This window comes from Serratia sp. CY32780 (genome assembly GCF_052169135.1).
GTDB lineage: Bacteria > Pseudomonadota > Gammaproteobacteria > Enterobacterales > Enterobacteriaceae > Serratia > Serratia sarumanii.
Map to the genome: position 1 here is coordinate 75,900 of NZ_JBJNLI010000002.1, position 12,344 is coordinate 88,243.

Here is a 12,344-nt window from a genome sequence, read left to right on the forward strand (position 1 = left end):
CGAATTCGGGCCGTATCCGCTATCGATACGGCCCGAAGGCGATGTGAGCTTAGTTGCCGTGCAGACGCTTGGCGTCTATCACGTCCGGCAGCTGGTTCAGCTTCGCCAGCACCCGGCTCAGCACCTGCTGGTTGTAGATTTCGATATCCATGTCGATGGTGGCCAACTGCTTCTTGGTGTCGCTGCGGCTGGCGACGCCCAGTACGTTGACCTTTTCGTTGGCCAGAATGGTGGTAATGTCGCGCAGCAGCCCGCTGCGATCGTTGGCCATCACGCGCACCACCAGCGAATAACCGCTGGAGTAGCTTTCACCCCATACCGCGTCGACGATGCGCTCCGGCGCGTGCGATTGCAGATCGACCAGCTGATCGCAGTCCGCACGGTGGATCGAAATACCGCGCCCCTGGGTGATAAAGCCGACGATGTCGTCGCCCGGGATCGGCTGGCAGCAGCGGGCGATGTGGTGCATCAGGTTGCCCACGCCCTCCACCACCACCCGGCCATTGTCCTTGTTGCGGGCCGGCGGCGGCGCTTTCTGCTGCACCAGCTGGCGCAGCGCCTCGCGATCCTGCTCTTCGGCGCTCGGCTTGTTGAACTTGCCCTGCAGGTAATTCACCATCTGGTTCAGGCGAATGTCCCCACCGCCGATCGCCGCCAACACCTCGTCCAGCGAGTTCATGTTGTAGCGCGGGATCAACAGCTTCTCGGCCTCTTTCAGGCTGATGCCGAGATGCTCCAGTTCGTTGTCCAGCATCTGACGACCGGCGAGAATGTTCTTGTCGCGATCCTGCTTGCGGAACCAGTTATGGATCTTCGAGCGCCCGCGGCTGGTGGTGACATAGCCCAGGTTCGGGTTCAGCCAGTCGCGGCTCGGGTTCGGCTGCTTCTGGGTGATGATCTCAATCTGATCGCCCATCTTCAGCTGATAGGTAAACGGCACGATGCGGCCGCCGATCTTGGCGCCGATACAGCGGTGACCGACGTCGCTGTGAATGTGGTAAGCGAAATCGAGCGGCGTGGAGCCGGCCGGCAGATCCACCACGTCGCCTTTCGGCGTAAACACATAGACCCGATCGTCGAACACTTGGCTGCGCACTTCGTCGAGCATCTCGCCGGAGTCCGCCATCTCTTCCTGCCAGGCGATGAGCTTACGCAGCCAGGCGATGCGTTCTTCGTAGCCGGAGCGCACGGTCACGCCCGCGCCCTCTTTGTACTTCCAGTGCGCGGCCACGCCCAGCTCGGCGTCTTCATGCATTTGCCGGGTGCGGATCTGAATCTCGACGGTTTTGCCGCGCGGCCCCAGCACCACGGTGTGGATCGACTGGTAGCCGTTGGGTTTCGGGTTGGCGACGTAGTCGTCGAACTCGTCCGGCAGATGGCGGAAATGGGTATGCACGATGCCCAACGCCGCATAGCAATCCTGCAGGCGCTCCGCCACGATGCGCACCGCGCGCACGTCGAACAGTTCGTCGAACGCCAGGTGCTTTTTCTGCATCTTGCGCCAGATGCTGTAGATGTGTTTCGGCCGGCCGTAGATCTCCACCCGAATGCCTTCGCTGGCCATCTCGGTGCGCAGCCCGGCGACGAAATCGTCGATGAACTGTTCGCGATCGATGCGGCGCTCATGCAACAGCTTGGCGATGCGCTTGTATTCTTCCGGATGCAGGTAGCGGAAGCAGAAATCCTCCAGCTCCCACTTCAGCTGGCCGATGCCGAGCCGGTTGGCCAGCGGGGCGTAGATGTTGGAACATTCCTTCGCCGCCAGCACGCGTTCGTCTTCCGGCGCGTCTTTCACCTCGCGCAGATGGGCGATGCGCTCCGCCAGCTTGATGACCACGCAGCGGAAATCCTCCACCATCGCCAACAGCATGCGGCGCACGTTGTCGACCTGCTCGGAGGCCATCGAATCGTTTTGGGTGGCTTTCAGTTGGCGAATGGCGTCCATGTCGCGCACGCCGTGCACCAGCGCGACGATGCCCTTGCCGAACGCTTCGGTCAGGGTCTCTTCCTGCACGATGCCGGCGTCCACCAGCGGGAACAGCAGCGCGGCGCGCATGCTGTCGTTGTCCATGCTCAGCGTCGAGAGGATTTCCACCATCTCCAGACCGCGCCACAGCAGCAGCGAGGCGTCGGGATGGTTCTGGGTCTGCTGCTCACAATAACGCCAGGTTGCGGCCAATCGCTCACATGACTGCGGGTTAGGTAGCCCCAAGCCAGCGATCCACTCATCGAGAGCGAATTCACCCGCCGTATTCAGATGTGCACTTCTTACCGCAACCATAACTTCTCCCTACTTTGCAGCGACCTCTGGCGCGCGCTCGTTGATAAACAGCGCCATTGATTCAAGATGCCCCGTGTGCGGAAACATATCCAACATCCGCACGCGCGCAAGACGATAACCGGCGCTCAACAGCACTTTGCTGTCGCGAGCCAGCGTGGTGGGGTTACAGGAAACATACACCACCCGCGCCGGCGCCAGTTTTACAATGTGTGACATCACCCCGGCCGCACCGGCACGGGCGGGATCCAGCATCACCTTATCAAACCCTTGTGCTGCCCAAGGTTGCCGCGCAACGTCGTCCTCCAGATTCTCGTGGAAGAACGATGCATTATTCAGCTTATTCTTATGTGCATTATATTGCCCATTCGCTACCAGCGTGGCAACACCTTCGATGCCCACCACCGCAGCGGCGCGGCGCGCCAACGGCAGGGTGAAGTTACCCATGCCGCAGAACAGGTCCAGCACCCGATCATTGGGTTGAATATCGAGCCATTCAAGGGCCTGCGCCACCATTTGTTGGTTTACGACGTCATTGACCTGAATAAAGTCGCGCGGACTGAAGTCTAAGCGTAGCCCGTCAACCTGATAATACGGCGTGTCACCGCACAGTTTCTCCACGCGATCGCTGTCCGGCGCCAGATAGACGGCGACGTTTTCCCGCTCGCCAAACGCCAACAGCGCCTGCCGATCCGCCTCTTTCAGCGCGTCGAGATGGCGCAGCACCAGCAGCGGGCCGTTGTCCGCCAGCACCAGCTCCACATGCCCCAGCCGCCGTACCGCCTGCAGCCCGCTCAGGCAGGCGCGCACCGGCGCCAGCAGCTGTTCCAGCTCCGGCCGCAGCACCGGACAGTGCTCCACCGCCACCAGCTCGCTGGAGGCCGCCTGTCGAAAACCCATCATCAGGCGCTGCAACTTCGGCTGCCATGCCAGGCTCAGGCGAGCGCGGCGGCGATAGCCGTATTCCGGGCCGGCGATCACCGGTTCCTGCTGCGGGGTCACCCCGGTTTCGCGGGCGATCATGCGCACCAGCGCCGCCGCCTTGCTCTGCTGCTGCAGCGCTTCATCCGCATGCTGCTGCTGGCAGCCGCCGCAGACGCCGAAATGCGGGCAACGCGGCGCCACCCGCTGCGGGCTGCGGCTCAGTAAGCGTTTGAGCTTGCCTTTGGCGAACTGGCGCTTGTCTTCGGTCAGCTGGATTTCCGCCTGCTCGCCCGGCAATACGCCCGGCACGAACACCGCTTTGCCGTCGTGGCGCGCCACGCCCTGGCCGAAAGGATCGAGATCGCTCACCGTCACGGTGAAGATTTGTGAGCTCTGCCGGGTCGTCACGCGGCGTTTGGGAGAGTAGAATTGCGCCATATTTGTCGATTGTGTGCTGGTTCATTAAGCTAGTGTCAGCTGTCAATTCTCCCACATTGGAATCCCATGACCAAATACAGCCTGCGTGCGCGCATGATGATCCTGATTCTGGCCCCGACCTTGCTGATTGGTTTGCTGCTCAGCACCTTCTTCGTGGTGCACCGCTATAACGAGCTGCAGGAGCAATTGGTCGACGCCGGCGCCAGCATCATCGAGCCGCTGGCGGTGGCCAGCGAGTACGGCATGACGTTCCGCAGCCGCGAATCGGTCAGGCAGCTGGTCAGCCTGTTGCACCGCCGCCATTCGGACATCGTGCGTTCGATCACCGTGTTCGATGCGCAGAATAATTTGTTCGTCACCTCCAATTATCATCACAACTTCGCTCAGCTACAGCTGCCGAAAGGCGTGCCGTTGCCCACCGAGCTGATGCTCACCCGACGCGGCGATTCGCTGATCCTGCGCACGCCGATCCTGTCGGAAAGCCAGTATCCGGATGAAACCGCCGACGGCGGCAGCCACCCCGACAACAACCTGGGCTATGTGGCGATCGAGCTGGATCTGCAGTCGGTGCGGCTGCAGCAATATAAAGAGGTCTTCGTCTCCACCCTGCTGCTGTTGCTGTGCATGTGCATCGCCATCCTGTTCGCTTACCGCCTGATGCGCGACGTGACCGGCCCGATCCGCAACATGGTGAACACCGTCGACCGCATCCGCCGCGGCCAGCTCGACAGCCGCGTGGAGGGTTACATGCTCGGCGAACTGCACATGCTGAAGAACGGCATCAACTCGATGGCGATGTCGCTCACCGCCTATCACGAAGAGATGCAGCAGAACATCGATCAGGCCACCTCCGACCTGCGTGAAACCCTGGAGCAGATGGAGATCCAGAACGTCGAGCTGGATCTGGCGAAAAAACGCGCGCAGGAGGCGGCGCGCATCAAGTCCGAATTCCTGGCCAACATGTCGCACGAGCTGCGTACACCGCTCAACGGCGTGATCGGTTTCACCCGCCAGATGCTGAAAACCGATCTGAGCGCGACCCAGACCGATTATTTGCAGACCATCGAACGCTCGGCCAACAACCTGCTGACCATCATCAACGACGTGCTGGACTTCTCCAAGCTGGAAGCCGGCAAGCTGGTGCTGGAGCATATTCCTTTCGCCCTGCGTGAAACGCTGGACGAAGTGGTGGTGTTGCTGGCGCCCAGCGCCCACGACAAGGGGCTGGAGCTGACGCTGGATGTGCACAACGACGTGCCGGAGCAGGTGATCGGCGACTCGCTGCGCCTACAGCAAATCATCACCAACCTGCTGGGCAACGCCATCAAGTTCACCGAAACCGGCAATATCGATATTCGCGTCGAGCTGCGCAAACGGCTGGATCGCCGGGTGGAAGTGGAAGTGCAGATCCACGACACCGGCATCGGCATCTCCGAACGCCAGCAGTCGCAGCTGTTCCAGGCGTTTCGTCAGGCAGACGCCAGCATCTCCCGCCGCCACGGCGGCACCGGGCTGGGGCTGGTGATCACGCAAAAACTGGTGAAAGAGATGGGGGGCGATATCTGCTTCCACAGCCAGTTGAACCGCGGCTCGACCTTCTGGTTCCACATCACGCTGGATCTGAACGAGGGCATGCTGTCGCTGGCGCCGAGCCTGCCGGATCTGAACGGCAAAACGCTGGCCTATATCGAGTCCAACCCGACGGCGGCGCAGGCGACGCTCAACATGCTCAGCGTCACGCAGCTGGTGATCACCCACTCGCCGACGCTGGCCCAGCTGCCGCCAGGCCACTATGACTTCCTGCTGGCCGGCGTGCCCATCCCGTTCCGCGACAACATGGCGCAGCACGAGGACAAATTGCTGGCCTCGCTGAAGCTGGCCGATCGGGTGATTCTGGCGCTGCCGTGCCAGGCGCAGATCGACGCCGAGCTGCTCAAGCAACAAGGCGCGCTCGGCTGCCTGATCAAGCCGATCACCAGCACCCGGTTGTTCCCGCTGCTCAGGATGGAGACACCGACACGCCTCACCGCGCCGCCTGAGCGTAAACGCCTGCCGCTGACGGTGATGGCGGTTGACGACAACCCGGCCAACCTGAAGCTGATCGGCACGCTGCTGGGGGAACAGGTAGAAAAAACCCTGCTGTGCGAGAGCGGCGAGGAAGCGCTGGCGCTGGCGCGCGACAACGTGCTGGATCTGATCCTGATGGACATTCAGATGCCGAAGATGGACGGCATTCACGCCAGCGAGCTGATCCGCCAACTGCCGCATCACAACTCCACGCCGATCGTCGCCGTTACCGCCCATGCCGCCAGCGGCGAGCGCGAGCACCTGCTGCAGGCCGGGATGGACGACTATCTGGCCAAGCCGATCGACGAGAAAATGCTGACCCGCGTGCTGTCGCGCTACCACAGCGGCGACGTGGAAAACGCCGTCGCCGACGACGCGCCGCTGTCGCTCGACTGGCCGCTGGCGCTGCGTCAGGCGGCCAATAAACCGGATCTGGCGCGCGATCTGCTGCAAATGCTGCTCGATTTCCTGCCGCAGGTGCGCGAGCGGGTGCAAGCGCTGCTCGACGGCCAGCATGACGACGAGATCCTCGATCTGGTCCATAAGCTGCACGGCAGCTGCAGCTACAGCGGCGTGCCGCGCCTCAAGCAGCTGTGTTTCTACCTCGAGCGGCAGCTGCGCCAGGGCGTCACCAACGACGAGCTGGAGCCGGAGTGGCTGGAGCTGTTGGATGAGATTGAACTGGTGATCCACGCGGCGCGCGCGCATCTGACGCAACCGGCCTGAATCCTCAGGCCATAACGCAAAAAGGCACGCCGCAGCGTGCCTTTCTTTTTAACGCCAGACGCCTATCACTGCGCCAGCAGGTACAGCTGGCTCTCGCCGCGCTGGATATTCAACGCCAGCACCGACGGCTTGCTGTCGAGGATTTTACGCAGCTCGCCCAGGTTCTTGATCGGCTGCTGGTTCACGCCCAGGATCACATCGCCCTTTTTCAGGCCGATACGCGCCGCGGCGCTGCCGGCTTTCACGCTGTCGACCTTGACGCCCTTCACATTGCCGACCTGGGTGTTGCTCAGCTCGGCGCCTTCGATGCCGGTGTAGATATTGCCCGAGGCCACCTGAGTCTGCGCGCTTTGCTCCAGCGTGACGTCAATCGTCACCGGTTTGCCGTCGCGAATAATGCCCAGCGACATCTTGCTGCCGACCGGCAGCGTGCCGATCTCCGCCCGGAACGAGGCGAAGCTGGAGATGGCCTTGCCGTTCATGGTGACGATCACGTCGCCGGCCTTGATGCCCGCCTTCGCGGCGGAAGACTTCGGCATCACTTGGCTGACGAAGGCCCCGCGCTGCGCGTCGACCTTCATCGCCTTGGCCAGCTCAGAGTTCAGCTCGGTGCCCATGATGCCCAGCTCGCCGCGTTTCACCTGGCCATATTCGACCATTTGCGCCGTCAGATTTTTCACCATGTTGCTCGGAATGGCGAAGCCGATACCGATGTTGCCGCCGTCCGGCGCCAGGATCGCGGTGTTGATGCCGATCAGCTCGCCGTTCAGGTTAACCAGCGCGCCGCCGGAGTTACCGCGGTTGATCGCCGCATCGGTCTGGATGAAGTTTTCGTAGTTTTCGATGTTCAGGCCGCTGCGCCCCAGGGCGGATACGATGCCCGAAGTGGCGGTTTCACCCAGCCCGTACGGGTTGCCGATCGCCACGGTGTAATCGCCGACGCGCAGCTGATCGGAATCCGCCATCTTGATCGCCGTCAGATTCTTGAAGTCTTTCAGCTGGATCAACGCGATATCGGATCGCGGATCCTTGCCGATCACCTTGGCGTCGAAACGGCGGCCGTCGCTCAGCTGCACCTGGATCTTGTTGGCGTTGTCCACCACGTGGTTATTGGTCACCACATAGCCCTTGGCGGCATCGATGACCACCCCGGCACCCAGCGCCTGGAATTTCTGCTGCGTGCCCTGCGGCTGGCCATCCGGCCCTGGCTGTTCGCCGCCCTGACACATCGGCGAGCCCTGGAACGGCGAACCGTCCTGGCAGAACGGCGAATCTTCGCCGAAGAACTGTTGGAACTGCTGCGGCATGCGCGGCGTATTGACCGTGGTGCTGCCCTCAACGTTAATGCTCACCACGGAAGGCATCACCTTTTCCAGCATCGGCGCCAGGCTCGGCAGCTGTTGGGTGTTGGAAGAGGCGGTTTCAGCGGCGCTGGCCGTGACCGGGCCCATCGCCATACCGATACTGAATGCCAGTGCGCTCAGAACTAATGCGGTTTTTTTCATCTGTGTGTCTCTTATAAAGTCGTTCAAAAGAAGGGCCGTCTTGCGTGCTTATTCAGAGTTAATTAATAGCCCGAAGTTCCGGCACAGATGATTGGCAATAGTAAACAAATATTGTCCGTCTTTACAAAAGTCGAGACAGCCAACCGGTTGGAATTGCTGACAATTATTCTTCAGTTGAATTATTCCGCCGCCATCAATCGACGATATTCATCATAGGCGTAAAGGTCGGTCATTCCGCTGATATAGTCCTGCAATAAACGGGCGCGGAAATAATATTCCCGAATGGCTTGCTGCTCCGGCGATAAATGCTGCAGCCCCTCTACCGCCTCCGCATACGCCAGCCGATGCTTGATGGACAGCTTGTGGAACAGGCGCGTTTCGATCGGGTAAGCGCGGTGACTGTCCTCGCGCACCAGCTGGCTGAAGTCCGCCAACGACATCGCCAGCAGCGGGCTGTAAATGTCCAGCAGGCCGCTGATCACCCGGTAGCCTTGCAGCTCGAGCTGCTCGACCTCCGGGTGGTTGAACACGTGCTTGAACGCCACATTTTTAAATATTTTCAGCAGCCGGTACGCCGGGGTGGAATCCTCCAGCAGCGCCTGATTGAAACTGCCCTGATAGACCGCGTCCAGATTGTCGATAAAGCGTTGCGCCGCATGCGGCACCAGCCGCGCCACGGTAAACACCCGCAGATACATGAAGAACTGATCTTCCGCGCTGCGCCGCGCGCCGCCGCGATCGATCTTGCGAAACGCGCTGGCGACGGTCTTGTCGAACAGATCGCCCGGCACCACCTCGCCCCACTCCTGAATCAGGTGCTGATACAGCTGCTCGACGGTGAAAATGCTCTTCTCCACAGCGTCTTCCAGATCGGCCACGCAGTACGAGATATCGTCGGCGGCCTCCATGATGTAGGTCAGCGGGAAACGATCGAACTCGCCCATGTGCAGCTCGCGCCGCAGCCGATCGACGAAGGCCTCTTCCGCCAGATAGTAGCCGGGCTTTTTCATCAGATAGCTGTGGCTGGCGGGGATGTCGCTCGCCCAGTAGGCCGGGCGGGTGTATTTCAAAATGCAGCCGACCTGCGCGTAGGTCAGGTTGAGCTTCAGCAGGCTGTACACCATACGGATCGCCTGGGCGTTGCCCTCGAAGTGGCTGAGATCCTGACGGATCCGGCTGCGCAGCCGGTTCAGATCGCTCTCCCCTTCATGCAGGCGCAGCGTCACCACCTGGCAGCGATCGTGGCTGCCCGGCTCGCTGCCGCAGCTGGCGGGATCGAGCCGCTGGGCGAACCAGTCGTTGATCGCCGACTCGCCGAAATGACCGAACGGCGGGTTGCCGATGTCGTGCATCAGGCAGGCCATTTCCACGATGCTTTCAAACGGATCGAGCAGCCGGGTGAGGCCGAGCTCATCAATTCTCCCCGCCTGTTTGAAGCGGTTGAGGATCTCTTTGGCGATGTGGCGCCCGACCTGCTGCACCTCCATCGAGTGCGTCAGGCGGCTGCGCACCGCCGCGTTGCGCTCCAGCGGAAACACCTGGGTTTTTTGCTGCAGACGGCGAATGGCGGCCGAGTTGACGATGCGCCCGCGATCGCTCTCGAACTGCCGCACGATGTCGTACTCTTCCTCGGCCTCGATCGGTTTGCTGAAAGGCCGTTGGAAGCTGATTTTTTGCTTGAAGTCGATCCCGGACATCTGTTTCTCCGCCGTTGCGCCCTGCCCCCGTGATAACAATTCCCGGCGGCGGATGCAACGCATTATCTCTCTCACACAGCCATGATAGACTATGCCGCAATTCTCACGGCCAATCAGCGAGTGTTATTTATGAAAGTAGGCATCATCGGCGCAATGGAGCAGGAAGTCACCCTGCTGCGCGATCAAATCGAAAACCGTCAAACCATCCAGCGCGCGGGCTGCGAAATCTACACCGGCCAGATCGGCGGCGTTGAGGTGGCCCTGCTGAAATCCGGCATCGGCAAAGTTTCTGCGGCCATGGGCACCACCCTGCTGCTGGAACACTGCAGCCCGGATCTGGTGATCAACACCGGTTCCGCCGGCGGCCTGGCCAGCACCCTGCGCGTGGGCGATATCGTGGTGTCGGAAGAAGTGCGCTACCACGACGCCGACGTCACCGCCTTCGGCTACGAGCCGGGCCAGATGGCCGGCTGCCCGGCGGCGTTCGTCGCCGACGACGCGCTGATCGCGCTGGCGGAAGGCTGCATCAAACAGCTGGATCTGCACGCGGTGCGCGGCCTGATCTGCAGCGGTGACGCCTTCATCAACGGCGCCGAGCCGCTGGCGCGCATTCGCGCCACCTTCCCGCGCGTCGCCGCCGTGGAAATGGAAGCCGCGGCGATCGCCCACGTCTGCCATCTGTTCGGCACGCCGTTCGTGGTGGTGCGCGCCATTTCCGACGTCGCCGACAGCGAGTCGCACATGAGCTTTGACGAGTTCCTGGTGGTAGCGGCCAAACAGTCCACGCTGATGGTCAACGCCATGCTGCAAACCCTGGCCAAGCGCGGTTGATGTGAGGCTGCGCTTTACCTCGATGCTCTGTCTGTTGGCGCTCTGGCTGGCCATGCCGGCCGGCGGCGCCCAGCGGGTGATCAGCCTGGCGCCCAACGCCACCGAACTCGCCTATGCCGCCGGCATGGGCGATGTGCTGGTGGCGGCGAGCGCCTATTCCGATTATCCGCCGCAGGCCGCCAGGCTGGAGCAGGTGGCCACCTGGCAGGGCATCAATCTGGAGCGGGTGCTGGCGCTCAAGCCGGACCTGATCCTCGCCTGGCGCGGCGGCAATCCGCAGCGCGTGCTGGATCAGCTCGCCGCGTTCGGCATCCCAATTTTCTATGCGGACGCCGACAATCTCGAAGGGATCGCCGGCTTGCTGGATAAGCTGGCGCAATACAGCCCGCACCCGGAGCAGGCGCATCAGGCAGCGGAAGGCCTTCGCCGCCAGTTCGCCGCTCTCAAACAACAGTACGCCGCTAACTCGCCACGGCGCGTGCTGCTGCAGTTCGGCACCCAGCCGCTGTTCACCAGCGCCGGCGCCACATTGCAAAGCCAGGTGCTGGCGCTGTGCGGCGGGCAGAACGTCTTCGCCGACAGCCGCACCCCTTGGCCGCAAATCAGCCGCGAGCAGGTGCTGGCGCGTCGGCCGCAGGCCATCGTCATCACCGGCGGCGCGAAAGAAGCCGCCAATGTGAAAGCCTTCTGGGCGCCGCAGCTGCAGGTGCCGGTGATCGCGCTGAACGAAGACTGGTTCAACCGCGGCGGGCCGCGCATCCTGTTGGCGGCGCAGCAGCTGTGCCGCCAGCTGGCGGAGATCCGCTGATGCTGGTGTTCTGGTTGGATATTCTCGGTACGGCGGTGTTCGCCATCTCCGGCGTACTGCTGGCCGGCAAGTTGCGCATGGATCCGTTCGGCGTGCTGGTATTGGGCGTGGTCACCGCGGTCGGCGGCGGCACCATCCGCGACATGGCGCTGGCCAACGGCCCGGTGTTCTGGGTCAAGGATCCCACCGATCTGGTGGTGGCGATGATCACCTGCGTCTTGACGCTGCTGCTGGTGCGCCAGCCGCGCCGTCTGCCGCAGTGGGTGCTGCCGGTGCTGGACGCCGTCGGACTGGCGGTGTTCGTCGGCATCGGCGTCAACAAGGCCTTCGCAGCCGGCACCGGCCCGCTGGTGGCAATCTGCATGGGGGTGATCACCGGCGTCGGCGGCGGCATTATCCGCGACGTGCTGGCGCGCGAGATCCCGATGATCCTGCGCACCGAGATTTACGCCACCGCCTGCATCATCGGCGGCATCGTGCACGCCACGGCGTTTTACACCTTCAGCATGCCGCTGCAACAGGCCATGATGCTGGGCATGATCATCACCCTGGCCATTCGGTTGGCGGCCATCCGCTGGCACCTCAAATTGCCCGCCTTTATTCTCGAACGCTGAGCCGTCGCCCTGTGGGGCGGCGCTTGGCAACGCCGCATTTAGTGATTCATTAGACTAAAAACGGGCTTGGTGGTATTATTTTCACCCAATAAATAGCGTAGTGACGATGTAAAATTCTGTTATCCGCAGGTTAATCCCCTCCCCGCGCTGTTAAACCTTTTTAACTTTTTGCCGATAAGTCATCACAAGATTGCTTACGGATGGCTATTCCCGCAATGATGAAAAAAATCCTGCTTGCCTGCTGTGGCGCCCTGCTGAGTGGCGCCGCGCATGCCGATGCCGTCAACGGCCGGATCGGCGTTACTCTGACCATTGAACCGCAATGCGCCGTGCGCCTCGAGGCCGCCGCCCCACGGGCCGAATGCAGCCATGCGGCGGCGCAGCCGAACATTACCCGCCAACCGGCGCTGGAGAACGGGGCGGAAGTGATCCTCGTGGAATGGTAGGCATAAAAAA

9 protein-coding genes are annotated in these 12,344 nt (G+C 62.0%); 5 read left to right on the forward strand and 4 right to left on the reverse strand.

Going from position 1 to position 12,344, the window contains the following annotated elements; genetic code table 11:
• Positions 1 to 49: 49 nt before the first annotated feature.
• Together relA and rlmD are read right to left on the reverse strand one after the other, a co-directional pair.
• Positions 50 to 2,281 carry a GTP diphosphokinase gene (gene relA / locus ACJ8HH_RS13930; protein WP_038873545.1) on the reverse strand — a complete coding sequence of 744 codons (2,232 nt, stop codon included), beginning with the start codon at positions 2,279 to 2,281 and terminating at the stop codon, positions 50 to 52.
• Between the two features lie 9 nt (positions 2,282 to 2,290).
• The gene (gene rlmD, locus ACJ8HH_RS13935) at positions 2,291 to 3,640 is read right to left on the reverse strand and encodes a 23S rRNA (uracil(1939)-C(5))-methyltransferase RlmD (RefSeq protein ID WP_197757207.1); all 1,350 of its coding nucleotides are present in this window, start codon (positions 3,638 to 3,640) and stop codon (positions 2,291 to 2,293) included.
• 66 nt (positions 3,641 to 3,706) lie between these two features.
• Between rlmD and barA the strand changes: the two genes are divergently transcribed.
• Positions 3,707 to 6,433, forward strand: a complete 2,727-nt coding sequence (barA, locus tag ACJ8HH_RS13940; RefSeq protein ID WP_039568857.1) for a two-component sensor histidine kinase BarA — start codon at positions 3,707 to 3,709, stop codon at positions 6,431 to 6,433.
• A gap of 65 nt (positions 6,434 to 6,498) precedes the next feature.
• Here barA and degP read toward each other — a convergent pair whose 3' ends face one another.
• Complete coding sequence (gene degP, locus ACJ8HH_RS13945; protein ID WP_060451841.1) at positions 6,499 to 7,938, reverse strand: serine endoprotease DegP; 1,440 nt, start codon at positions 7,936 to 7,938, stop codon at positions 6,499 to 6,501.
• A 179-nt stretch (positions 7,939 to 8,117) separates the two neighbouring features.
• Positions 8,118 to 9,635 carry a dGTPase gene (dgt, locus tag ACJ8HH_RS13950; protein WP_060451840.1) on the reverse strand — a complete coding sequence of 506 codons (1,518 nt, stop codon included), beginning with the start codon at positions 9,633 to 9,635 and terminating at the stop codon, positions 8,118 to 8,120.
• A gap of 129 nt (positions 9,636 to 9,764) precedes the next feature.
• Between dgt and mtnN the strand changes: the two genes are divergently transcribed.
• From mtnN to ACJ8HH_RS13970, 4 genes are all read left to right on the forward strand, one after another.
• Positions 9,765 to 10,466 (forward strand): 5'-methylthioadenosine/S-adenosylhomocysteine nucleosidase, encoded by a 702-nt coding sequence (gene mtnN, locus ACJ8HH_RS13955; RefSeq protein ID WP_033637132.1) that lies wholly within the window; start codon positions 9,765 to 9,767, stop codon positions 10,464 to 10,466.
• Between the two features lie 22 nt (positions 10,467 to 10,488).
• Complete coding sequence (btuF, locus tag ACJ8HH_RS13960) at positions 10,489 to 11,274, forward strand: vitamin B12 ABC transporter substrate-binding protein BtuF (RefSeq protein ID WP_033649279.1); 786 nt, start codon at positions 10,489 to 10,491, stop codon at positions 11,272 to 11,274.
• A complete protein-coding gene (locus ACJ8HH_RS13965; RefSeq protein WP_033637131.1) occupies positions 11,274 to 11,888 on the forward strand; it encodes a TRIC cation channel family protein in 615 nt (204 codons plus the stop codon). The genes btuF and ACJ8HH_RS13965 overlap by 1 nt, the downstream gene beginning before the upstream one ends.
• Positions 11,889 to 12,103: 215 nt before the next feature.
• A complete protein-coding gene (locus tag ACJ8HH_RS13970; RefSeq protein WP_050438977.1) occupies positions 12,104 to 12,334 on the forward strand; it encodes a hypothetical protein in 231 nt (76 codons plus the stop codon).
• Positions 12,335 to 12,344 lie beyond the last annotated feature (10 nt).